19 protein-coding genes and 1 pseudogene are annotated in these 24,535 nt (G+C 60.7%); 8 read left to right on the top strand and 12 right to left on the bottom strand.

The window, feature by feature from the left end; genetic code table 11:
• Positions 1 to 15 precede the first annotated feature (15 nt).
• Positions 16 to 1,038, bottom strand: coding sequence for an aldo/keto reductase (locus tag AWM69_RS18325; protein WP_218727864.1), 1,023 nt, complete (start codon positions 1,036 to 1,038; stop codon positions 16 to 18).
• 281 nt (positions 1,039 to 1,319) lie between these two features.
• Between AWM69_RS18325 and AWM69_RS18320 the strand changes: the two genes are divergently transcribed.
• Positions 1,320 to 1,964, top strand: coding sequence for a helix-turn-helix domain-containing protein (locus AWM69_RS18320; RefSeq protein WP_218727863.1), 645 nt, complete (start codon positions 1,320 to 1,322; stop codon positions 1,962 to 1,964).
• A 21-nt stretch (positions 1,965 to 1,985) separates the two neighbouring features.
• Here AWM69_RS18320 and AWM69_RS18315 read toward each other — a convergent pair whose 3' ends face one another.
• Genes AWM69_RS18315 through AWM69_RS18290 form a run of 6 tightly spaced genes read right to left on the bottom strand, consistent with a single transcriptional unit; the run spans position 1,986 to position 7,934 of the window.
• On the bottom strand, positions 1,986 to 3,317 hold the full coding sequence (locus AWM69_RS18315; RefSeq protein ID WP_218727861.1) for an LLM class flavin-dependent oxidoreductase: 1,332 nt from the start codon (positions 3,315 to 3,317) through the stop codon (positions 1,986 to 1,988).
• A gap of 31 nt (positions 3,318 to 3,348) precedes the next feature.
• Positions 3,349 to 4,113, bottom strand: coding sequence for an ABC transporter ATP-binding protein (locus tag AWM69_RS18310; protein ID WP_048383769.1), 765 nt, complete (start codon positions 4,111 to 4,113; stop codon positions 3,349 to 3,351).
• 25 nt (positions 4,114 to 4,138) lie between these two features.
• Positions 4,139 to 4,924 (bottom strand): ABC transporter permease, encoded by a 786-nt coding sequence (locus AWM69_RS18305; RefSeq protein WP_218727859.1) that lies wholly within the window; start codon positions 4,922 to 4,924, stop codon positions 4,139 to 4,141.
• Positions 4,921 to 5,826, bottom strand: coding sequence for an ABC transporter permease (locus AWM69_RS18300; RefSeq protein WP_218727858.1), 906 nt, complete (start codon positions 5,824 to 5,826; stop codon positions 4,921 to 4,923). Before AWM69_RS18300 ends, AWM69_RS18305 begins: the two co-directional genes overlap by 4 nt.
• A gap of 56 nt (positions 5,827 to 5,882) precedes the next feature.
• On the bottom strand, positions 5,883 to 6,986 hold the full coding sequence (locus tag AWM69_RS18295) for an ABC transporter substrate-binding protein (protein ID WP_218727856.1): 1,104 nt from the start codon (positions 6,984 to 6,986) through the stop codon (positions 5,883 to 5,885).
• Positions 6,987 to 7,022: 36 nt separating this feature from the next.
• Positions 7,023 to 7,934: a TauD/TfdA family dioxygenase gene (locus AWM69_RS18290; protein WP_131654932.1), complete on the bottom strand. Its 912-nt coding sequence runs from the start codon at positions 7,932 to 7,934 to the stop codon at positions 7,023 to 7,025.
• Between the two features lie 267 nt (positions 7,935 to 8,201).
• On the opposite strand from AWM69_RS18290, the gene AWM69_RS18285 reads away from it, so the two are divergent.
• From AWM69_RS18285 to cobA, 7 genes and pseudogenes are all read left to right on the top strand, one after another.
• Complete coding sequence (locus tag AWM69_RS18285; RefSeq protein ID WP_218727855.1) at positions 8,202 to 9,413, top strand: CmpA/NrtA family ABC transporter substrate-binding protein; 1,212 nt, start codon at positions 8,202 to 8,204, stop codon at positions 9,411 to 9,413.
• A gap of 15 nt (positions 9,414 to 9,428) precedes the next feature.
• Positions 9,429 to 10,004 carry an ANTAR domain-containing response regulator gene (locus AWM69_RS18280; RefSeq protein WP_218727853.1) on the top strand — a complete coding sequence of 192 codons (576 nt, stop codon included), beginning with the start codon at positions 9,429 to 9,431 and terminating at the stop codon, positions 10,002 to 10,004.
• A 319-nt stretch (positions 10,005 to 10,323) separates the two neighbouring features.
• Positions 10,324 to 11,535 (top strand): NarK/NasA family nitrate transporter, encoded by a 1,212-nt coding sequence (locus tag AWM69_RS18275; protein ID WP_218727851.1) that lies wholly within the window; start codon positions 10,324 to 10,326, stop codon positions 11,533 to 11,535.
• 7 nt (positions 11,536 to 11,542) lie between these two features.
• The gene (locus AWM69_RS18270) at positions 11,543 to 13,213 is read left to right on the top strand and encodes a bifunctional protein-serine/threonine kinase/phosphatase (RefSeq protein WP_218727850.1); all 1,671 of its coding nucleotides are present in this window, start codon (positions 11,543 to 11,545) and stop codon (positions 13,211 to 13,213) included.
• Between the two features lie 323 nt (positions 13,214 to 13,536).
• Positions 13,537 to 14,790: pseudogene (locus AWM69_RS18265) on the top strand (NAD(P)/FAD-dependent oxidoreductase); the annotation flags it as partial.
• Between the two features lie 47 nt (positions 14,791 to 14,837).
• A complete protein-coding gene (locus tag AWM69_RS18260; RefSeq protein ID WP_218727848.1) occupies positions 14,838 to 17,555 on the top strand; it encodes a nitrate reductase in 2,718 nt (905 codons plus the stop codon).
• Between the two features lie 10 nt (positions 17,556 to 17,565).
• A complete protein-coding gene (gene cobA / locus AWM69_RS18255; RefSeq protein WP_256930422.1) occupies positions 17,566 to 18,354 on the top strand; it encodes a uroporphyrinogen-III C-methyltransferase in 789 nt (262 codons plus the stop codon).
• Between the two features lie 118 nt (positions 18,355 to 18,472).
• On the opposite strand, the gene garD is transcribed toward cobA, so the two are convergent.
• From garD to AWM69_RS18230, 5 genes are all read right to left on the bottom strand, one after another.
• Positions 18,473 to 20,026 (bottom strand): galactarate dehydratase, encoded by a 1,554-nt coding sequence (garD, locus tag AWM69_RS18250; protein WP_218727846.1) that lies wholly within the window; start codon positions 20,024 to 20,026, stop codon positions 18,473 to 18,475.
• Positions 20,027 to 20,037: 11 nt separating this feature from the next.
• The gene (locus AWM69_RS18245) at positions 20,038 to 21,402 is read right to left on the bottom strand and encodes an MFS transporter (protein ID WP_131654927.1); all 1,365 of its coding nucleotides are present in this window, start codon (positions 21,400 to 21,402) and stop codon (positions 20,038 to 20,040) included.
• A 91-nt stretch (positions 21,403 to 21,493) separates the two neighbouring features.
• A complete protein-coding gene (locus AWM69_RS18240; protein WP_131654926.1) occupies positions 21,494 to 22,939 on the bottom strand; it encodes an aldehyde dehydrogenase family protein in 1,446 nt (481 codons plus the stop codon).
• Between the two features lie 57 nt (positions 22,940 to 22,996).
• Positions 22,997 to 23,908 carry a 5-dehydro-4-deoxyglucarate dehydratase gene (kdgD, locus tag AWM69_RS18235; protein ID WP_048383523.1) on the bottom strand — a complete coding sequence of 304 codons (912 nt, stop codon included), beginning with the start codon at positions 23,906 to 23,908 and terminating at the stop codon, positions 22,997 to 22,999.
• A 261-nt stretch (positions 23,909 to 24,169) separates the two neighbouring features.
• Positions 24,170 to 24,535, bottom strand: a 366-nt coding sequence (locus AWM69_RS18230) for a FadR/GntR family transcriptional regulator (RefSeq protein WP_218727845.1), incomplete at its 5' end; no start/stop codon positions are given.

The following is a 24,535-nucleotide window of genomic DNA, read 5'->3' as shown; positions in this document are numbered from 1 at the left end:
TGATCAGCGCCTGGATCACACCCGCGATTGTCGACCGAAGAAAGGGTGGCTCGGGTCGTTATAGCCGGGTGTCGTGGAGTGTCCGGTCACGACCAGGTCATTGATGAATGCTTCATCCTGGGCAGTGAATGCATAGTTCAAGGCGGGTACGTAGTCTTCCCATTGCGCCTCGGTACGCGGGCCGGCGATGGCCGAGGTGATCAGCCGGTTGTTGAGTACCCAGGCCAGGGCGAATTGACCGGCGGTGATGCCTCGCTGCTCGGCATGCTCGCGTATGCGCCGCGCCAGGTTGAGGGACTCCGGGCGCCATTCTGTTTCTTGCAATCGCGGGTCATTTCGACCGGCACGGGTGTCCTGGCCCGGTGGCTGGTTCGGGTCGTATTTACCGGTGAGTACACCCCGTGCCAACGGGCTGTAGGAGATGACGCCGATGCCGTAGTGCTCAGCAGCCGGAAGGTGCTCGACTTCGATCTGGCGGTTGGCCAGGTTGTACAGCGGCTGGCTGACGCTGGGGCGCTGGATGCCCAGCAGGTCAGCAGAACGGCTGAACTCGGCGAGCTTCCAGCCGCGATGGTTGGACAGCCCGTAGCCAAGGATCTTGCCGGCTCGAATCAAGTCATCGAGGGCGCGCAGTGTCTCGTCTACCGGCGTGACGTGATCTTCACGGTGCAGGTAGAACAGGTCGATGTAATCCGTGTTCAGACGTTTGAGGCTGGCGTTGACCGACTGAATGACGTTCTGGCGTGAGGCGCCGGTGTTGTTCGGTCCACCGCCACTCGGGTCGGGGTTGCCGAACTTGGTGGCCAGGACCCAGCGCTGGCGACGCTCGGCAATCAGGCGGCCGACCACCTCTTCCGAAGCGCCACCGTTGTAGTTGTTCGCGGTGTCGATAGCGTTGATGCCCTGCTCGAAGGCACTGTCCGTGATGCGCCGGGCGACGTCGTCCGGGGTCTGCCCGCCGAACATCATGGTGCCCAGGGTGATCGGCGAAATCTTCACACCGTTGCGGCCCAGATTGCGGTACGGAATGTCGCTCATGATGACTCCCTGCGTTGCGTCCTGAAATCCAGTGGTGCCAACAGTAGTCAGCAGGATTGGGGCGGTCAACCTTGCGCGGAGCATAACGATAGTGCGGTTTTTTCGCCCGGTTAGTTATTCACTAAAAGAATATAAAAGTCAGAATTAATTATTTATGGATCTAAAAAACCAACGGTAAGCTCAAGACTTTTTCTGATCCCATGAAAAGGAATCATCATGCGCCGTCATCCTCATGGCCCTGAATTTCCACCTGCATTCACCCTTGCCGCAGGTTCGTGCCCATGAACATTCCTACCGGTTTTCTCGACAGCAGCGGCAGCGTCCCTTTCAGCCTGCCCAAACGTGAACAACAGAACGACGACCCGATTGCCGAACGCATCAGTCAGAACCTGCGACGCCTGCGTGACAGACGCCAGCTGTCAGTGGACGCGCTGGCACAGGCCAGTGGTGTCAGACGGGCGCTGATTGCGCAAATAGAGTCGGGCCGCAGCCAGCCTTCGATCAAGGTGCTGTGCAAGGTCGCCAGCGTCCTCAAGGTGTCGATCGCCGAGTTGCTCGTCCCGAGCGAAGGTCATGGCGTGCTCCTGCTGCCTGCGCAACACAGCAAACGTGACTTCAACGCCGCGGGCACCGTTGTCCACCGCGCCTTGCACCCGGAACAAGGCGAGCCGCTGGTTGCGTTTTTCGAACTGCGCCTGAGCCCCCACGCCGAAGCCCATGCCCCGGGTCACGACCCGTGCGTGCAAAAACATTTGGTCGTTGCCCAGGGCAGCCTGGAGCTCAACATCAACGAGGAGCATTTTGTGCTGCAGGTCGGCGATTCAATCCTGTTCCGCGCAGAGCAGCCTCACGCCTACCGCAACCCGCTGGACAGCGAGGCTGTCGCGTACCTGGTGACCAGCCCCGCGCATGAGCGGATGGCGTAGCTCCAGGTACAGCCAATCGGCTCAGGCGGTTTTCAGGGCAAAGCGCGAGGCCGGGCGGCTCAGGCCGTAATGCTCGCGCAATGTGCTGCCCGCGTATTCGGTTCGAAACAGGCCGCGTTGGCGCAGGATTGGCAGCACTTCATCCAGGAACACCTCAAAGCCCTCGGGGAACGCAGGCGGCATTACGTTAAAGCCATCGGCGGCGCCACTGCGGAACCACTGTTCGATCAGGTCGGCGATCTGCACCGGTGTCCCCACAGGCACCCAATGCCCGCGGGCACCGGCAAGACGGTTGATCAACTGGCGCAACGTCGGCTGCTCGCGGTCGACAATGTCGATGATCAACTTGAAGCGGCTGGACTGGCTTTCGGCGCTGTCGAAGTTGATCAGGTGTCGTGGAAAAGGCCCGTCCAGATCATGCCCGGACAGGTCGACACCGAGCATGCGCCGCAGTTGGCCCAGCGAAATGTGAGGCAGCACCAGTTCGTTGAGCTCATCGAACTTGCGCCGGGCTTCGGCTTCGGTGCTGGCGATGTACGGACTAATCCCCGGGAGGATTTTCAGCTGGCGCGGGTCGCGTCCCACCGCTTGCGCCCGGGCGCGAATATCGTTGGCAAACTCGGTCGCGCTTTGCAGGGTCTGGTGCGCGGTAAAAATCGCTTCGGCATGGCGAGAGGCGAAATCACGGCCGTCTTCGGAGGACCCGGCCTGAACCTGCACCGGCCGGCCCTGTGGCGAGCGCGGCGAGTTGAAGGGCCCTTTGACTTTGTAGTGTGTGCCTATGTGGTTGATCGAATGCACCTTGTCACTGTCGGCAAACACCCCGCCCGCCTTGTCCAGCACCAGCGCATCGTCCTCCCAGCTGTCCCACAGGTCTGAGGCCACTTGCACGAACTCTTCGGCCTGGGCGTAGCGGTCATGCGCTGACGGGTGTTCGTCGAGGCCGAAATTGGCCGCTGCGGCCGCCATGGAAGTGGTCACGATATTCCAGCCGGCGCGGCCCTTGCTCAGGTGATCCAGGGCACTGAACGAGCGCGCCAGATTGTAAGGTTCGCTGTAGGTCGTACTGGCCGTGGCGATCAGGCCGATGCGCTGGGTAACTGCCGCAATTGCCGCCAGCCAGGTGATGGGCTCAAAACGGATACGCACGCCTTCACGGCCGCTCTCGGACAATGATGGCGAGTCAGCGAAAAAAATCGCATCGAGCTTTTCACGTTCGGCGCGCAACGCCAGTTGCTGGTAATAGCCAATGTCCATGGAAAATTCCGGCACCGACTGCGGGTGGCGCCAGGCGGCTTCGTGATGGCCATTGGGGTAAATAAAAAGGTTAAGGCTGAGCTGACGTTCGGACATTATTCGTACTCTGATTTTACGGCGCAGGGGTTCAGTGCAACTCGGCAAAGTCACTCAGTACATCGTCGCGCAGGGCGATAAAACGGCTGTCACTGCGGTTGCGCGGGCGTGGCAGATCGATGTCGAGGATCCGCCGGATGCGACCGGGGTTGGGCTGCATGACCACCACGCGATCGCCCAGGAACACCGCTTCATCCACATCGTGGGTGACCAGGATCATGGTGATTTTTTCCTTGGCCCAGATGTTTTGCAGCTCGCCCTGCAGCCGCACACGGGTCAAGGCATCCAGGGCGCCGAGGGGTTCATCGAGCAATAGCACCCGCGGGCGATTGACCAGGCCACGGGCGATGGCCACGCGTTGCGCCATGCCGCCGGAGATTTGATGCGGGTAGGCATCGATAAAGTCTTGCAGGCCGACCAGCTCGATATGTTCGCGCACGGTATCGCGCTTCGCCTTGGGGCTCAGCGGGGCGTTCTTCAGTGCTACCGCAACGTTCTGTTCAACGTTGAGCCAGGGGAACAGCCGGTGGTCCTGGAACACGATGCCGCGCTCCAGGCCAGTGCCTTCGATGGGTTTGCCATCCAGCAGGATGCGTCCGTCGTATTCCTCGTCCAGGCCCAGAATCAGCCGCAGCAACGTGGATTTACCGCAGCCACTGGCGCCGACGATGCTGATGAATTCGCCGGGGGCTATGTTGAGCTGGATATTGTCGAGCACGTGCAAGTGAGTCGAGCTACCCGGGCGGGAAGCAAAGCGCTTGCTGATGTGCTCCAGGGTCAGGCCGTTATTGAGCATGTTGCGATCCTTTTGTAAGTGCCAGTCAACGAGGCGCGATGCCATACAGGCGCTGCATCCGTCGCTCAAATACCCGTGCCAGTGCATTGAGGCTCCAGCCCACCAGGCCGATCACCACCATGCCGAACAACACCAGGTCCATCATGAAATGCTCACTGCCATCAATCAGCGTGTTGCCGATCCCCTCCCCCGATACCAGCAGGTATTCCGCGCCGATGGTCGCCAGCCAGGAGTAGACCAGCGCCAGGTACAGCCCGGTGAAGATCGACGGCAAGGCCGCGGGCAGCATGACCCCGACAATAGTTTGCCAGCGGGTGAAGCGGTACACCCGCGCCACTTCCAGCAGGCTGGGCGGAACATTGCGCAATCCGTCGCAGGTGTTCACCACCACAGGCACCAGCGCCGCCAGCGACAGGAACACCACCTTGGCCACATCCCCGAGGCCAAACCACACCGAAATCAGCGGGATCCAGGCGAACAGCGAAATCTGCTTGAACGTATTGAAGCTCGGCCCGACCAGGCGCTCGAACACCCGCGACAAACCCAACAGGCACCCGAGCCCCAGGCCCAGCGCAGTGCCAATAAAAAAGCCGCTGAGGTTACGCGCCAGGCTTGCGCTGATGGCCCGCCAGAACTTGCCCGATGACAGTTGCTCCCAGGCCGTGGCGGCGACTTTTTCCGGAGAAACCAGCAGGCCCGACTGGCTCCAGCCCTGGTTCGAGGCCAGCCACCACACGGCGATGGCCGCGAGGGGCAAGACCCAACCGCGATAGCGACGGCTTGCGCCACTGACAGCAAACGTTGTGCTCATGACAGTCGCCCCGCAGCAGTCGGACGACCGCGATTCAAGCGCCGCTCCAGGTAATCGAACGAGCGGTCGATCAACAGCCCGATCACACCGACCACCACCACGGCCGCCATCACCAGATCCAGCTGAAACAGTTGCCGACCATAGACAATCAAGTAGCCCAGGCCCTCGCTCGAAGCCACCAGCTCAACCACCACCAGCGACAGCCAGGCTTTGGTAAAGCCCAGGCGCAAGCCGGTGAACAAGGTCGGAACGGCTGACGGCAAGACAATGAAAAGAACGCTTTGCCAGCGGCTGAAACCGTAAGCCCGGCCAGCTTCCAGCAGCCCTTTGGGCGCCTGATGAAATGCCTGCAAGGTGCACAGCGTGATCGGCACCGTAGCCGCCTTGGCAATCAGCACATACTTAAGCGGCTCACCGATACCGAACAGCAGCAGGGCAAACGGTAGCCAGCCCAGTACCGGGATCTGCACCAAGGCGTTGAACGTGGGCAGCAAATAATCTTCGACGGTTTTCGACAGCCCCATCGCCAGCCCCAGCGCCACGCCGACACAAGCGCCCAAGGCGAACCCGACCACCACCCGCAGCAGGCTGGCGGACGCATTCAACCAAAGGTCGCCGGAGGTGATCAGGTCCGACAGGGTCTGGTAAACGTAAGCCGGAGGCGGCAGCACCTGCTCTGACAGCCAGCCGTGTTCAACCCCGATGTACCACAGCCCCAGCAAGAGCAGCGGCAGCAGCCAGGGCAAAGCGTGGTCGCCGAGCGTCGTGGTCCAGGCTGTCGTACGCGTTACTTCGACTGTGCGAACCGGGCGAGTCGGTGCCGGAGGCAAGCGCTTGACGTTGTCTCTGGATAACGCCGGCACCGCGTACGGTTCTGATGTAACAGTCTGTGCCCTGGCCATGTACTTATCCCTCTTGTTGCTACAAAAAACAGTCGCGCCCCAGCTGGATCAGGCCGTTACTTACCGGTTGCAGCGGTGAGCGCATCGCCCGCCGGCTGCTTCCCATCCGGGCCATAGGCCATCCAGTAGCCCTCAAGTCCCTTGGCTTTGAGCGCAGTCTGCAAATAGCCGGGCTCGAACCAGCCATCGATACTGACGGGGCGGCGAATGAGTTTTTCTTTCTTGGCCTGCTCTGCCACCGCTTGATAGCGGCTCTGCAGGAAGTTATCGATCAGAGGCGAAGCCTTGTCCCGCAGACTGACCCCGGCCAGGTCGGCACGCAGAGAGTCCACCGGTTCATTGCTCTTGGCCCACTCAGTGAGTACCGCCTCAAGATGGCTGTCTTCCGACGTCCATTTCGCCGCATCCACCAGCGTGTCGACGACCTTTTGTACGTTGGCCGGGTGTTCTTTTTCATAAGCCCCGCGCACCACCAAGGCTGTCTGGCGGGTGTAGCGCACATCTTGAGTGGGGTTGTCGTAAACGATGTCGATCAGGCCTTTATCCCGCAGCTTGAACAGTTCACGACCGCCGAAGGCGGCATCCACGCCATTGGAAACCAGGGCGGCCTGGGTGCTGCCGGTATCGAGGTTGATCACCTTGATATCGCGTTCGGTCAGGCCGTGTTCCGCCAGCAGGTTGATCGAGACCAAATGGCCGTTGGTGCCACGAAAGACCGCAACTTTTTTGCCTTTCAGGTCATCGATGCTCTTGATCCCGGAGCCCTTGGGCACTGCCAGGTAAAGGTTGGCGCGCACGCCCAATGCCGCCAGCAATTTGGTATCCAGGCCATTGGAGCGCCCGACCACTGCGGGCAAATCGCCCTGGTAAGCGAAATCAAGTTGCTGATTGGACAACGCTTCGTTCACCGCCGGGCCAGCCCCCTTGAAGAAAAACCATTGCACCTCGGTTCCACTCCCGGCGAAGGCTTTTTCCAGGAGCTGCTGGTTACGCACGATGCCCAGCGACGAGCCGCTGAACGTGACCGGATCACCGCCGCCAGCCGTCGCGACACCGATGCGCAAGACATCGGCCTGGGCCAAAGGCGTTGCCAGAACCGCCATCAGCACAGCGGCGATACGGCCTTTGCGAAACAGGGGATTACTTTTGAATGAGGCCATATACACGTCTTCCTGGGTGCAATGAGAGTCGGGCTGTCAGGCCGCGAGGTGTTTTTTGTCAGCTTCGGTTTTCGGCGAGCGGGTGTCCGGGCTCGGCTTGAGCGCCTGGCTCCGGCGACCGTCCACGCCGACAGGCACATCGCCGTCAATGGTGGTGCGGCGCACGATGCGCTGGGCATCGCCGTAATCGTTGATTGCAATGTGCTGAGTGGCGCGGTTGTCCCAGATCACCACGTCACCTTCCTGCCAGCGCCAGCGCACGGTGTTGTCCACATGGGTAATACGGTCGTGGAACAGACGGATCAGTTGTTTTGAGTCGTTGTGGCTGACACCCTGAATTTCTTTGACAAAGTGCCCCAGCAACAAACTTTTTTCGCCCGACTCCGGGTGTACCCGAACTAAAGGATGTTCGGTTTCATACACTTGCGCGGTGAATTGCTCGCGATAACGTTTGAGTCCCGACTCATCGGTATTGCGCGGGGCTGCATAGTCATAAACATTGGTATGCAAAGCGCGCAAACGGTCGGCCAGTTGTTGTAGCGGCTCAGGCAAGTCGGCATACGCCGAGGCCGTATTGGCCCATACGGTATCGCCGCCATAAGGAGGAATGACCACTCCGCGCAAGATGGAAATCTTCGGGTAGTTGGCCACAAAGGTCACATCGGTGTGCCAGGAGTTGGCACGTGTTTCCTTGGCGTCCAGATGCAGGATCGCGGCGCTCTGCTCGGCCGAACGTACCGTCGGATGGGGCACCTGGTCGCCAAAGCGCCGGGAGAACGCTTCATGTTCGGCGTCATCCAGATGCTGATTACGAAAGAACAGAACTTTATGTTTTAACAGCGCCTGGTTAATAAGTTCGAACGTTTCGGCACTGATATCCCCGCCCAGTTTTACGCCTTCAAGTTGTGCACCAATTCGACCCGCCACGGGTTTTACTTGAATAGTCATTGCCCCACTCCTGCTTCACGAGTTGTTGTGGACAGATCATAAAGGCATAAAAGCATGGGCTACCAATCACTATTTAACATAAAGATATATGAGCAGCCTGATAGAACTAAGCTCTGACTTAGCTGAATAAATCGTTATTAATTTTCAGTTGTAAGCTCATAACTTTTAACCCGTGTGAACACGTTCACCGTCGAACGATTCGATTGGCTAACGGGTGGCATGTGCCTTGCACCGTGGCAGTACGTTTTAATCGAAGGTGCAGCCCACATGAACGAACCCTGCGCAGGGCCCCTGGCCTGGGTCAACGGCAGCGATGCCCCGGAAAAATCCGCCATCAATCTCGGTTTTATGGCCCTCAGCGACTGCGCGTCAGTGGTGGTGGCGGCCACTCAAGGGTTCGCCCAGCCCTTCGGCCTGACCCTTAACCTCAAGCGCCAGTCATCCTGGGCCAGCCTGCGGGACAATCTGGTCAGCGGCCAGCTCGATGCCGCCCATAGCCTCTACGGTCTGATCTATGCCGTGCACCTGGGGATTGGCGGTGTGGCCGCCACTGACATGGCGGTGTTGATGGGGCTGAATCAAAACGGCCAAAGCATCAACCTCTCCCACGGTTTGCAAGCCTGCGGCGTGACCTGTCCTGAGGCACTGGAACGGCATGTGCACCAAACTCGCCCAAAACTGACCTTTGCCCAGACATTCCCCACGGGCACCCACGCCATGTGGCTGTATTACTGGCTGGCCAGCCAGGGCATTCATCCGTTGCAAGATGTCGACAGTGTGGTGGTCCCGCCGCAACACATGGTGGCGCACCTGCACGCCGGGCGAATTGACGGTTTCTGCGTCGGCGAACCGTGGGCCGCGAGTGCGGTGAAACACAACCTGGGCTTTACCTTGGCCACGTCCCAGGCGTTGTGGCCAGACCACCCGGAAAAAGTCCTCGGCTGCACCCGCGCCTTCGTAGAGCAATACCCCAATACCGCCCGGGTGCTGGTGATGGCGATTCTGGAGGCCAGCCGCTTCATCGAGCAAAGCCGCGAAAACCGACGCAGCACCGCGCAATTGCTCACGGCTCCCGAGTACCTGAATGCGCCGCTCGATTGCATCGAACCGCGTTTGCTCGGCAATTACACGGACGGCCTGGGTCATCAGTGGCAGGACCCGCATGCCCTGCGCTTTCATGGCGACGGCGCGGTCAATCTGCCGTACGTGTCCGATGGCATGTGGTTCATGACCCAGTTCCGGCGCTGGGGCTTGCTGCGCGAAGACCCGGACTACCTCGGCGTTGCCCGGCAGGTCCAGCAACTGGCGCTCTACCGCGACGCCGCAAGCGCCGTCGGGGTCAACATCGGCACACACGACATGCGCAGCAGCCAGTTGATCGACGGCAAGATCTGGGACGGCACTGACCCGGCCGCTTATGCCCGTAGTTTCGCGTTGCACGCCATGAGCGACAACGTGCCGCTCGTGGCCAGCCACTGACAGGAGCCTGCAAACATGTTGCGTATCCTGCTGATCAACGACACCGCCAGGAAAGTCGGGCGCCTCAAAGCCGCGCTGGTTGAAGCCGGCTTTGAGGTCATCGACGAATCCGGGCTGATCATCGACCTGCCCGCACGCGTCGAAACGGTGCGCCCGGACGTGATCCTGATCGATACCGAGTCACCGGGCCGTGATGTGATGGAGCAAGTGGTGCTGGTGTCACGCGACCAGCCGCGGCCGATCGTCATGTTCACCGACGAACATGATCCCGACGTGATGCGCCAGGCAATCAAGTCCGGGGTCAGCGCCTACATCGTCGAAGGGATTCATGCACAACGCCTGCAGCCGATCCTCGATGTGGCCATGGCGCGCTTTGAAAGCGACCAGGACCTGAGGGCACAACTGCACGCCCGCGACCTGCAACTGGCCGAGCGCAAGCGCATTGAACTGGCCAAAGGCATGTTGATGAAAATGAAGAGCTGTAACGAAGAAGAGGCTTACACCTTGATGCGACGCCAGGCCATGAGCCGCCAGCAAAAGCTGATTCAGGTCGCCGAACAGATCATCGCCATGAGCGAGTTGCTTGGCTGAGGCCGTTACCGCTGACCCGCAGAGCGCGGCGGCGTCCGAGGGCTGCGCAACTTGACTGGCAAGCGCGTCTCTACCGCGTTTCCATGAACCTGGGTTATTCACCTGTTGGCACAGTTCTCGCTAAGTAATCGTCACCGGTAACCAACGGCGGTTGCCCCACCCACGACAAAGACGTCGCCCACCTCATTCGCACCTCGCGGATCAGGCAGCGGCGTTTTTTCGTTTTGGCCCCCTTGCCCGGGGCCGGTGGCGCGGCCGTCACGGCGCTCCATCGCAAGCTCATGACTCCTTCTCGAGATTTTTACAGCTGAGGTGCGCGATGAATTCAAGCTTCTGGAAATCCGGCCATACCCCGACGTTGTTCGCGGCCTTCCTCTATTTCGACCTGAGTTTTATGGTCTGGTATCTACTGGGCCCGCTGGGCGTGCAGATCGCTGCCGATCTGCACCTGACTACTCAGCAACGCGGGCTGGTGGTGGCCACGCCGATTCTGGCCGGGGCCATACTGCGTCTGGTCATGGGCCTGCTGGCTGATCGCCTGTCCCCGAAAACCGCCGGGCTGATCGGCCAGAGCATCGTTATCTGCGCGCTGTTCGTGGCCTGGAAGGTCGGGATTCACACCTACGAACACGCGTTGTTGCTGGGCCTGTTCCTGGGGATGGCCGGTGCGTCGTTTGCAGTGGCGTTGCCGCTGGCCTCGCAATGGTATCCGCCGCAGCATCAAGGCAAAGCGATGGGCATCGCGGGAGCCGGTAACTCCGGCACGGTGTTCGCCGCCCTGCTGGCCCCGGTGCTGGCCGCGATGTATGGCTGGAGCAACGTGTTCGGCTTTGCCCTGATCCCGCTGATTCTGTGCATTGGCGTGTTCGCCTTTCTGGCGAAAAATGCACCCGAGCGGCCCAAAGCCAAATCCATGGCTGATTACTTCAAAGCCCTGGGCGACCGCGACAGTTGGTGGTTCATGTTCTTCTACAGCGTGACCTTCGGTGGCTTTATCGGCCTGGCCAGCGCCCTGCCCGGCTACTTCAACGACCAATACGGCTTGAGCCCGGTGACCGCCGGCTACTACACCGCCGCCTGTGTGTTTGGCGGCAGTCTGATGCGACCTTTGGGCGGAGCACTGGCCGATCGTTTCGGCGGAATCCGGACCTTGCTCGGCATGTACACCGTGGCCACCATCAGCATCGCAGCGGTCGGTTTCAACTTGCCCAGCTCTTACGCAGCACTGGCCCTGTTCGTCTGCACTATGCTCGGTCTGGGCGCAGGCAACGGTGCCGTGTTCCAACTGGTACCGCAGCGCTTTCGACGTGAAATTGGCGTCATGACCGGTTTGATCGGTATGGCCGGCGGTATCGGCGGCTTTGCCCTCGCGGCGGGCATGGGCGCGATCAAACAAAGCACCGGCAGCTATCAGCTGGCCTTGTGGCTGTTTGCCAGCCTCGGCGTCCTGGCGTGGTTTGGCCTGCACGGGGTCAAGCGCCGCTGGAGAACCACCTGGGGTTCGGCCGCCGTGACCGCCGCCCGGGTGTGAGCACGCCATGAGCCTGCAACTGAGCTTTGCCCAGGCCAGCGCCACGGGCCCTCGCGACGAGAATCAGGATGCGTTGCGCGGTGTCACGCCGGTCCCCGCGCTGGCAGCCAGCAAAGGGTATCTGTTCGCTATCGCCGATGGCGTGAGCCAATGCGCCGATGGTGGTCTGGCAGCGCGCTCGACCTTGCAGGCCCTGGCACTGGACTACTACGCCACGCCAGAAACCTGGAGCGTCGCGCAGGCCCTGGAGCGCTTGCTGCTCGCGCAGAATCGCTGGTTACAGGCCAACGGCGGCGGGCAACCGCTGCTGACCACGGTCAGTGCGCTGGTCCTGCGCGGCAGGCGCTTTACCCTTGCCCATGTCGGCGACTGCCGGGTCTATCGCTGGCAGGCCGATGCTTTGCAGCGGGTGAGCGAAGATCACGTCTGGGAACAACCGGGCATGCAGCATGTGCTTAAGCGGGCGCTGGGGCTCGACCAGCATGTGGTGCTGGATTTTCTCGACGGTGAGTTGCGCCAGGGCGAAACCTTTGTGCTGCTCAGCGATGGCGTATGGGCGGTGTTGGGCGATACGGCCATCGCGGCCATTGTGCGCGACCAGCCCGATCTTCAGAGCGCGGCACAGACGCTGGTCACCGCCGCGCACCTGGCCGGGAGCCAGGACAATGCCAGCGCGCTGCTGGTACGGGTCGACACCCTGGGCGAGACCAGCATCGGCGATGCGCTGATCCAGCTGCAGCAATGGCCGCTGCCACCGCCCCTTAAACCGGGGCAGCCCTTCGAAGGCTGGCAGGTTGAACGCCTGCTGGGCCAAAGTCAGCAATCGCTGCTTTATCGGGTACGCGATGGGCAACAACAGCCCTGGCTGCTGAAAACCCTCCCGGCCCATTTGCACGATCATCACCAGGCCGGGCAAGCGTTGCTCTCGGAAGAGTGGTTTCTCAAGCGCATGGCCGGGCGGCATTTTCCGGAGGTGCATGCCGCCAGTCAGCGCCAGCATTTGTACTACGTGATGCGTGAATACAGCGGCGCTACGCTGGAAGACCTGCACACCAAGGGCGGGCCGCTGCCGCTGGTGCAATGGCTGGACCTGGCCGAACGCCTGCTGCGGGCGGTGGGCCTGATGCATCGGCGGCAAATCCTGCACCGCGACATCAAGCCGCAAAACCTGCTGTTGGGTGACGACGGCGAGTTGCGCCTGCTGGATTTTGGCCTCGCCTGGTGCCCGGGGCTGTCTGAAGATCAACCCTCGCTTCTGCCCGGCACCCCCAGTTTTATCGCCCCGGAAGCCTTTCGCGGCGAAAAGCCTACCCCTCAACAAGACGTGTACGCCGTGGGGGTAACCTTGTATTTCCTGCTGACCGGGCATTATCCCTACGGTGAAATCGAAGCCTTCCAGCGTCCCCGCTTTGGCGTGCCGGTCAGCGCCAGCCGCTATCGACCCGACCTGCCGGAGTGGATTGCCCATGGCCTGGAGCGCGGCGTTGCAGCAGACCCGGCCCAGCGCTTTGAAACCGCCGAAGAATGGCTGCTGCAACTGGAACAGGGAGAACGCCAGAGCCTGAACATACGCCCCAGGCCCTTGCTGGAGCGCGAGCCGCTGAAGGTCTGGCGCACGGTGGCGCTGGTTTCGTTGCTGATCAACCTGACGCTGCTGTATTGGCTGCTTCACGCATGAAAAAGCGCTCACTCATCCCTGGCCGCTGCGCCGCCCCAATAACGGGCGCTGCGCGTTTAATCAGTGCACTGCATCTCACCTCAAAAAGTCCCTCCTTCCTGTAAACACGGGCTTCTGCCAACTTGGCACAACCACTGCATTAGCTGATTCATCAATCATAAAACCCGGCCCTCAACGACGAAGGACGGGTTTCCCGAGAGAACGGGACAAGGACAAAGGTGTCCTCGCCAGGTAACTGGCGGGATGCCTTTTTTTGTTTGCGCATATTTGTCGAGCAAGGCCTGAATGCTCTGATGAGGCAGGCCCGAGCCCCGGAGGACCTGATGAAAAAACTAAAACTGGTGATGATCGGTAACGGCATGGCCGGGGTTCGTACCCTGGAAGAATTGCTCAAACTGAGCAACGAGCTGTACGACATCACGGTCTTCGGTGCCGAACCTCACGCCAACTACAACCGCATCCTGCTCTCGCCTGTTCTGGCCGGTGAACACACCTTTGAAGAGATCGTGCTCAACGATCTGGAGTGGTACCGGGGAAACAACATCACGCTGCTGCTCAACCGCAAGGTGGTGCACATCGACCGGGTGAAACGCCGGGTGATTGCCGAGGACGGCACAGAGGCCGAATACGATCGCCTGTTGATTGCCACCGGTTCGACCCCGTTCATGCTGCCGATCCCGGGCAACACGCTGGAGGGCGTGATCGGCTATCGCGACATTGCCGACACCCAGACCATGATCGACATCGCCAGGACCCATCAGCATGCCGTGGTCATCGGTGGCGGGCTGCTCGGTCTGGAAGCCGCCAACGGCCTGATGCTGCGCGGTATGCACGTGACCGTGGTGCACAATGGTGAGTGGCTGCTGGAGCGGCAACTGGACAACACCAGTGGCCAGTTGCTGCAAACTGCACTCGAAGCCCGCGGCTTGCATTTTCGTCTGAGCGAACAAACCCAGGCCCTGCATGACGCCGGCAATGGCCGGGTCGGCTCAGTGCAATTCAAGAACGGCGACATCATCCCCGCGGACCTGGTTGTTATGGCGGCCGGCATCCGCCCCAACACCGAACTGGCGGAACGCTCCGGCCTGCCTTGCAGCCGCGGGATTCTGGTCAACGACACCCTGCAAACCTATGACCCGCGCATCTACGCCATCGGTGAATGCGCCAGCCACCGCGGCATCGCCTACGGCCTGGTTGCCCCGCTGTTCGAGCAAGCCAAAGTCTGCGCCAACCACCTCGCACAACTGGGCTTCGCGCGCTATCAAGGCTCAGTGACCTCGACCAAATTGAAAGTCACCGGGATCGACCTGTTCTCCGCCGGCGACTTTATGGGGGGCGAAGGCACCGAAACCATCACCCTTTCGGACCCGATTGGCGGGATCTACAAAAAGCTGGTGATCAAAGACGACGTTCTGGTCGGCGCCTGCCTGTATGGCGACACGGTCGACGGCGGTTGGTACTTCCGCCAGATCCGTGAGCACCACACCATTGGTGAAATCCGCGATCACCTGATGTTTGGTGAAAACATCATGGATGACGCGGGCCCTCAAGCTCAGAGTGAAGTCGAAGCCATCCCTGTGAACCATCCGGGCCGAGTGCTGCTGGCTCTGCGGGATGCAAGCTGATGAACCGCCAGATCACGGCTTCCACCTGTTGCTATTGCGGGGTCGGCTGCGGCGTGCTGATCGAGCATGACGGCGAGCGCATTCTCGGCGTCAAAGGCGATCCGTCGCATCCGGCCAACTTCGGCAAACTCTGCAGCAAGGGCTCCACGCTGCACCTGACCGGCGACCGGCATGCCCGTGCGCTGTATCCACAACTGCGCCTGAGCAAAAACCTGGCGCGTGGCCGAACAGACTGGGACAGCGCCCTTGATCACGCCGCCAGCGTATTTGCCCGGACCATCGCTGAACACGGGCCCGATAGCGTGGCGTTCTATATTTCCGGGCAATTGCTGACCGAGGACTACTACGCCTTCAACAAGTTGGCCCGGGCCGTGATTGGCACCAATAACATCGACAGCAATTCGCGGCTGTGCATGTCTTCGGCCGTGGTCGGCTATAAGCGCAGCCTGGGGGCCGATGCGCCACCTTGCAGCTATGAGGATCTGGAACTGAGCGATTGCGTGATGATCGTCGGCAGCAACATGGCCTACGCCCACCCCGTTCTGTTTCGTCGACTGGAAGAAGCCAAAGCCCGTCGTCCCCAAATGAAAGTCATCGTGATCGACCCACGCCGTACCGATACCTGCGATTTGGCTGACCTGCACCTGGCGATTCTTCCCGGCACAGATGTGGCCTTGTTTCACGGGATTTTGCACCTGCTGCTAAGGGAAGACTGGATTGACCGGGACTTTATCCAGGCTCACACCCAGGGCTTGCCCGAACTGAAACAACGGGTGCGCGATTACACCCCGTCGAGGGTGTCGCAACTGTGCGGCATCAGCGTCGAGCAATTGCAGCAGTGCGCCGAGTGGATCGGCACCTCGCGCAGTTTTCTCTCGCTGTGGTGCATGGGGTTGAACCAGTCCACCGCCGGCAGTGCGAAAAACAGCGCGCTGATCAATCTGCACTTGGCCACCGGGCAGATCGGCCGTCCAGGCGCCGGACCGTTCTCGCTCACCGGCCAGCCCAACGCCATGGGTGGGCGGGAAACCGGCAGCCTTTCCAATTTGTTGCCCGGGCACCGCGAGGCGGGCAATGCCGAGCATCGGGCAGAGGTCGCGGCCTACTGGGGCGTTGAGCAACTCCCGGACAATACCGGCCTCACCGCCATCGAGCTGTTTGAGCAGATGGCCAGCGGCAAGGTCAAGGCGGTATGGATTGCCTGTACCAATCCGGCGCAATCCTTGCCCGATCAGATCGCCGTGCGCGCTGCGCTGCAGGCCTGCCCGTTCGTGGTGTTGCAAGAGGCCTTTCACACCACCGAAACCGCCGCCTTCGCCGACTTGCTGTTGCCCGCCGCCAGCTGGGGCGAAAAAGACGGCACGGTGACCAATTCAGAGCGGCGTATTTCACACGTCCGCAAGGCCATTGCCGCGCCGGGAGAAGCGCGTTCCGACTGGGCGATCACGGTTGATTTCGCACAACGCCTGGAAAAACATCTGCGCCCAGGCCAGAGCAGCCTGTTTGCGTTTGAAACCGCCGCCCAAGTGTTCGATGAATACAAACACCTGACCCGCGGCCGTGATCTGGACTTGTCCGGCATCAGTCATGCCCTGCTAGATCGCATCGGCCCGCAACAATGGCCCTTCCCGGCCGGTGCCCGCGAAGGCACGGCGCGCCTGTACCTGGACGGCGTATTCCCTACGGCCAGCGGCCGGGCGAACTTTGTTGCCGACCCTTACCGCGCCGCCAAAGAACAACGCGATGCACACTTTCCGCTAACCCTGATCACTGGCCGCCTGCGCGACCAATGGCATGGCATGAGCCGCACCGGCACCGCCGCGCAACTGTTCGGCCATGTCAGCGAAGCCGTGCTGACCTTGCACCCGGATGAACTGCGCCGCCACCGCTTGCGGTCGGGCGACTTGATCCGCCTCAAAAGTCGGCGTGGCGCCATCATCCTTCCAGTCAGCAGCGACGACAGCGTGCGGCCGGGACAGGCATTCTTGCCCATGCACTGGGGCGACCGTTTTCTCAAGGGGGGCGTGAACAGCCTGACCTTGCCGGCCTTCGATCCGCTATCGAAACAACCCGAACTCAAACACAGCGGTGTCTGCCTGGAACCGGTGAATTTGCCCTGGCATTTGTTCGCACTAATCGAAGGCAATGTTCAACAGAACTTCGAGACGTTGCGACATCTGTGTGAAGGTTTTTCTTACGTCAGCCTCAGCCTTACCGGTCGTGAACGGCCCGCGCTGCTGATCCGCGCAGCCCATGCCAGCCCTCCGGATGCGCAACTCTTGCGTGATATTGACCAATGCCTGGGGCTTAGCCACGGGCCGGTGCTGGCCTATGACGATCCACGGCGCTCGATTGGCAAACGGGTGCGTCTCGAAGACGGCCGCATCACTGCGATTCGACTTGCCGGCGAAACCCTGGCCCGGCACTGGCTGCACAACCTGTGGCTGGAAGGACGTGTCGATGAGCAATTGCGCCGCTGGCTACTGGCGCCGCTGAGCGCGCCACCGGGCAACGGCAAGACCCTGACCGGCGGCAACAACATCCTGTGCAACTGCAAGAACGTCAGCCAGGGCGCCGTGTGCGCCGCTATCGGCCAAGGCATGGACTTGCAGGCGTTAAAACACACCTTGGGCTGCGGGACGCAATGCGGCTCCTGCGTTCCGGAAATCAAACGCTTGCTGGCTGCCAAACCGCAGCCGGTCGCCGTCATCGCGTGAGGAAAACACAATGAGTGCAAAAGTCTGGCTGGTGGGCGCAGGCCCTGGTGATCCGGAACTGTTGACCCTCAAGGCTGTGCGGGCCCTGAAGGAAGCGGATGTGGTGATGATTGACGACCTGGTCAATGCCGCCGTGCTGGAGCATTGCCCCGATGCGCGAATCATTCGGGTCGGCAAGCGCGGCGGATGTCGCTCAACGCCCCAGGCATTCATTCATCGCCTGATGCTGCGTTACGCCCGGCATGGCAAATGCGTGGTGCGTCTCAAGGGCGGCGATCCGTGCATTTTCGGCCGTGGCGGTGAAGAGGCGCAGTGGCTGCGCGAGCGCGGTGTTGTCGTAGAGTTGGTGAACGGCATTACCGCCGGGCTGGCAGGCGCGACCCAATGCGATATCCCCCTGACCCTGCGCGGCGTTGCCCGAGGCGTGACACTGGTGACGGCACACACTCAGGATGACAGCCACGTGAACTGGCAAGCGCTGGCACAGAGCGGCACCACGCTGGTGGTGTACATGGGGGTGGCCAAACTGAATGAGATTCGCGAGCAGTTGATGGCAGGCGGTATGCCGAGCGATATGCCGGTTGCCATGATCGAAAATGCCTCACTGCCCCACCAGCGTGAATGCCGCAGCCATCTGGCCGCGATGGACAGCGATGCCGAGGCTTTCCAGCTGAAAAGCCCGGCCATTCTGGTGATCGGCCGCGTGGTGGCCGCTGCGGCTGCGTCTCATGAAAGCCAAGGCCCTTCGGCCCTTGTCGCAGCCTGCGGCAGCGGCTACAGAATCCCCCCAAACCCGTAGCAGCAGTCGAGCGAAGCGAGGCCGCGTCCGGTCTTCCGGTCTCGCCCACCCCTTTCGGCAGGCCGGGTGGAGGTACGAAGGCTGCGGTACTTGACCGGCAACCGCGTATCTACAAGGGTCAGGTGATCGGCGCCGGGTTGAACAGGGTAATGTCGTTGTGCAATTTGTGCTGCTCAGCCCACGTGTGCTTTTTGCCGCTGGCGACGTCCAGGTAGTAGTGGAACAGCTCCCAGCCGAGGTCTTCGATTGAAGCTCGCCCGGTAGCGATTCGTCCGGCATCGATGTCGATCAGGTCCGGCCAGCGCTGGGCCAGCTCGGTGCGGGTCGAAACCTTGACCACCGGGGCCATCGCCAGGCCGTAAGGCGTGCCCCGCCCCGTGGTGAACACGTGCAGGTTCATTCCGGCCGCCAATTGCAACGTGCCGCAAACAAAGTCGCTGGCCGGTGTCGCGCAAAAAATCAGCCCTTTGCGCGTGAAGCGTTCGCCTGGACCCAGTACGCCATTGATCGCGCTGCTGCCGGATTTGACGATCGACCCCAGGGATTTTTCGACAATGTTCGACAGGCCGCCTTTCTTGTTGCCCGGCGTCGTATTGGCGCTGCGGTCCGCTTCGCCCTTGGCCAGGTAACGATCGTACCAGTCCATTTCCCGCACCAGTTCCTTGGCGACTGCCTCGGTTTCGGCCCGGGACGTCAGCAGGTAAATCGCATCGCGCACTTCGGTGACTTCAGAAAACATCACCGTAGCCCCTGCCCGCAACAGCAGGTCCGAGGCATACCCCAGCGCCGGGTTGGCGGTGATCCCGGAAAACGCATCGCTGCCACCGCACTGCATGCCCAGAATCAGTTCCGACGCCGGTACGGTTTCTCGCCGGCGTTGATCGAGCTTCTTTAGACGCACTTCGGCCAGGGCCATGATCTGCTCGATCATCTCGGTGAAGCCCTGGGTGGAATCCTGCAGGCGGTACAACCACGGCTCGCTCAAATCCACTGAGCTGTCGTTCTCGTGCATCACCTGCCCGGCCTGCAATTTCTCACAGCCCAGCCCGATGACCAGGGCTTCCCCTCCCAGGTTCGGGTTACGGGCCAGATTGCGCACCGTGCGAATCGGGATGTAGGCGTCAGTGGCGGTGATCGCCACGCCGCAGCCGTAGCTGTGGGTCAACGCCACCACATCATCGACATGTGGGTAGTGAGGCAGCAGTTCATCCTTGATGCGCTTGACCGCATGGTCCAGCACCCCGGTCACACACTGCACGGTGGTGGTGATACCCAGGATGTTGCGTGTACCGACCGTGCCGTCGGCATTGCGATACCCCTCGAAGGTGTAGCCCTCCAGCGGCTCCGGCGGCGCCGGCACATCGGTGGACAACGGTAGGCTGTCCAGCGGCGGCGCGGTCGGCATGCGCAGTTGGTCTTCGTTGACCCAACTGCCACGCGGGATCGCCTGCAAGGCATAACCGATGGTCTGCCCGTAGCGAATCACCTGGCCGCCCTCGGCAATGTCGACCAGCGTGACTTTATGGCTCTGCGGTACAAAATCCACAGTGACCAGACCGCCTGCCAACTCGGTCCCGGCCGGCACGCCCTGGTCATTGACCACCACCGCAACGTTGTCCAGCGGGTGCAACCGAATCGAGCGCGGCGAATCAGAATGTTCAATCAAAGTCATGGCGCCGCTCCTCAGGTATGGGCAGGTGAAAGTTCGGTAACAGACGGACCGTTGGTGGGCGGCTCTTTGAGCACCACGCGTTTGATCGGGCCGACGATCACCAGATAACTGAACACCGCCACCAGCGCGTTGCATCCCACAAACACCAGCGCCCATTTGAACGATCCGGTGGAGCTGATGATGTAGCCGATGACAATCGGGGTGGTGATCGAAGCGATGTTGCCAAACATGTTGAACAGGCCGCCACTCAGGCCGGCGATTTGTTTCGGCGAGGTGTCAGACACCACCGCCCAGCCCAACGCACCCACACCTTTACCGAAGAATGCCAGGGCCATAAAGCCGACCACCATCCACTCGATGTCCACGTAGTTGCAGGCCACGATACTGCTGGAAACCAATAGGCCGGCGATGATCGGTGCCTTGCGGGCGAAGGTCAGCGAGTGGCCCTTGCGCAACAGATAGTCGGAAATCACACCCCCCAGCACCCCTCCGATAAACCCGCAGATGGCGGGCAGCGAGGCAATGAAACCGGCTTTGAGGATGGTCATGCCACGCTCCTGCACCAGGTACACCGGGAACCAGGTCAGGAAGAAGTAAGTAATGCCGTTGATGCAGTACTGCCCCAGGTACACGCCCAGCATCATGCGGTTGGTGAGCAGTTGACGGATATAGTCCCATTTCGGGCCGTCGCCTTTCTTACCCTGGCCTTTGTCCTGGTCCATGTCGACCATGCCGCCGTTGTCAGCAATGTGCTTGAACTCGGCCTCGTTGATCATCGGATGCTGGCGCGGGCTGTAGATAACTTTCAGCCAGATCAGCGAGAACACAATGCCGATCATGCCCATGACGATGAACACGTGCTGCCAGCCAAAGCTGTAGACGATCCAGCCCATCAATGGGGCAAACAGTACCGTGGCGAAATATTGCGCCGAGTTGAAGATCGCAGATGCCGTACCGCGCTCCGCCGTCGGAAACCACGCCGCCACAATGCGCGCGTTACCGGGGAAGGATGGCGCTTCGGCCAGGCCGACCAAAAAGCGCAGCATGAACAGCGCAACCACCGCCGTCGACATGCCGAACTCACCGACATAGCCCTGCAACACGGTGAACAGTGACCAGGTGAAGATACTCAGGGCGTAGACTTTTTTCGAACCGAAACGATCGAGCAGCCAGCCGCCGGGGATTTGTCCGGCCACGTAGGCCCAGCCAAAGGCAGAGAAGATATAACCGAGGGTAACGGCGTCGATGCCGAGGTCTTTTTGCAGGCTGGAGCCTGCGATCGCGATGGTGGCACGGTCGGCATAGTTGATCGTGGTCACCAGAAAAAGCATGAGCAAAATCAAGTAGCGGACGTGCGTTGGCTTGGTCGCTTGCATGTGAACAACTCCCACTGATTATTTTTATGCGCGGGTGAAACTGTCGTGCTCCCTGCAGGCACAAGCGTGCTCGCGCCTGCAGGGTGTTGCGTTATGAGCCGACGTAGGCCGTTTTGACGACCGTATAGAACTCTTGCGCGTAGCGACCTTGCTCGCGGGATCCATAAGAGGACCCTTTACGCCCACCAAATGGCACGTGGTAATCCACGCCCGCCGTTGGCAGGTTAACCATGACCATCCCGGCCTGGGAGTGACGCTTGAAGTGGTTGGCATATTTCAACGATGTGGTGGCAATACCCGCAGACAGGCCGAACTCGGTGTCATTGGCCATTGCCAGTGCCGCATCGTAATCTGCCACGCGTACGATATTGGCCACCGGGCCGAAAATTTCTTCCCGGCTGATGCGCATCGATGCCTCGCTGTCGGCAAACAGGGTCGGCGCCAGGAAGTAACCCTCGGTGTCGCACGTCACCACGGCACCGCCACTGACCAGGCGAGCGCCTTCGGATTGCCCGATGTCGATGTAGCTCAAATCCTGCTCAAGCTGAGCCCGGGACACCACAGGCCCGATATCAGTACCGGCGCTCAAGGCGTGACCGACCTTGATCGACTGCATGCGCTCGGCCATGGCCGCGACGAACCGATCGTGAATACCGGCGGTGACGATAAAGCGGCTGGAGGCCGTGCAACGCTGTCCCGTGGAGTAGAACGCACTCTGCACCGACAACTCGACCGCTTGTTTGAGGTCGGCATCATCGAGAATGATCTGCGGGTTTTTACCGCCCATTTCCAGCTGGACTTTGGCCTGACGGGAAACACAACTGACGGCAATCTGGCGACCCACGCCCACCGAGCCGGTGAAGCTGATGCCGTCGATTTTCGGGCTCTGCACCAATGCATCACCCACCACACGGCCGCTGCCCATCACCAGGTTGAAAACACCGGCCGGGAAGCCTGCACGGGAAATGATTTCAGCCAGTGCCCAGGCGCAACCCGGCACCAGATCGGCCGGTTTGAGCACCACGCAGTTACCGTAGGCCAGCGCCGGGGCGATCTTCCACGCCGGGATGGCAATCGGGAAATTCCACGGTGTGATCAAACCGACAACACCCAGTGCTTCCCGGGTGACTTCAACATGAACGCCCGGACGTACAGACGGCAGGTAATCCCCGGACAGGCGCAAGCATTCACCGGCAAAAAACTTGAAGATGTTGCCGGCACGAGTCACCTCGCCGATGGCCTCAGGCAAGGTCTTGCCTTCTTCCCGGGCCAGTAGCGTGCCGAGTTCGTCACGACGGGCAAGGATCTCGCTGCCGACTTTATCCAGCGCATCGTGTCGCGCCTGAATGCCCGAGGTCGACCAGGCCGGGAACGCGTCACGGGCCGCATCGATTGCGGCGTGAACCTGAGCCAGGTCGGCCTTGGCATATTCGCCGATCACATCCGCCAGATCGGACGGATTGATGTTGGCCGAATAATCGGCACCGGCGACCCATTGGCCGCCAATGTAGTTATCAAATCGTTGGGTAGCAGACACGGTAGGCTTCCTTAAACGCAAAAAGCCGCTGATTTCTCAGCGGCCTTGGGCAATTGTTTACTGTGGACCTTGCTTGTCGATCAAGGCCGCCAGCGCTTCGTATTCTTCTGGCAACAGGTCGGTCAGCGGGGTGCGCACAGGGCCAGCGCTGTAACCGGAAATGGTGGCACCCGCTTTGACGATGCTCACGGCATAACCTGCCTTGCGGTTACGGATGTCCAGATACGGCAGGAAGAAGTCGTCGATGATCTTGCCTACGGTGGCGTGATCTTCACGGGCAACGGCGTGGTAGAAATCCATCGCGGTTTTCGGGATGAAGTTAAACACCGCCGAAGAGTAAACCGGAACACCCAGCGCCTTGTAAGCGGCCGCATAAACTTCTGCGGTCGGCAGGCCACCGAGGTAGCTCAAACGATCGCCAAGGCGACGGCGGATCGAAACCATCAATTCGATATCTCCCAGGCCGTCCTTGTAACCGATCAGGTTCGGGCAGCGCTCAGCCAGACGCTCCAGCAGCGGCGCGGTCAAACGGCAGACGTTGCGGTTGTAGATAATCACGCCGATCTTGACCGAGTTGCACACGGCTTCAACGTGAGCGGCTACGCCGTCCTGGCTGGCTTCAGTCAGGTAATGCGGCAGCAGCAACAGACCCTTGGCACCCAGACGTTCGGCTTCTTGAGCGTATTCGATCGCCTGACGGGTCGAACCGCCTACACCGGCAAGAATCGGCACGCTGTTGGCGCAGGTATCGACAGCGGTTTTGATCACTTGCGAATATTCGCTGGCTGCCAGGGAGAAGAACTCGCCGGTGCCGCCTGCTGCGAACAAGGCCGAGGCGCCATACGGAGCCAGCCATTCCAGGCGCTTGATGTAACCCTCACGGTGAAAATCACCTTGGGCATTAAAATCCGTCACCGGAAAGGAAAGCAGGCCGGAAGAGAGGATGGACTTCAGTTCTTGTGGATTCATTATTCGAACACCCTGGGAGCTTGTAGTGATGAAAAAAACGGCAGCGGTTGGCTGTGTCGTACGTCATCGTACAACTTAAAAAAGTATCGTCAATCCCATTTCTTCAAATCGCGGGCAAAAGCAGGCTTTACCTGATCACTAAAAGTCAGATAAAGCCTTGGCTACAGGGGTTTCAGGAAGTATCGCGGACTAGAAAATATTTTTAATGATAGTGATACGTTGTCGGAGAACTGGCGAGATCAAGTCTCGCCAAGGGGAAGTTCAACCCCGTTGCGCTTGCGCCTCTTCATGGGCATGGCGCAGACGTTCACGGCTGTTGGTCAGGTGCAGGCGCATGGCCGCGCGCGCAGCTTCGGCGTCCTGGCGGGCAATGGCTTCGTAGATTTCTTCATGCTCGCGGTTCAGGCGCGTCATGTAGTGCTGCTGGTCATCGTGGGCCAGGCGCGCCGAATTGAGCCGGGTACGCGGAATAATGCTGGTGCCCAGATGGGTCATGATGTCCGTGAAGTAGCGGTTACCGGTCGACAGCGCGATCTGCAGGTGAAACTGAAAATCCGAGGCCACCGCATCGCCCTCACGGGCAGCGCTGTCGTTCAACGCATCCAGCGCCGCCCGCATGCCCGCCAG

This window comes from Pseudomonas sp. D1HM (assembly GCF_019266105.1).
GTDB classification, from domain to species: domain Bacteria; phylum Pseudomonadota; class Gammaproteobacteria; order Pseudomonadales; family Pseudomonadaceae; genus Aquipseudomonas; species Aquipseudomonas taetrolens.
Note: the sequence above shows the minus strand (reverse complement) of the source record. Positions and strands in the feature narration are given on the sequence as shown.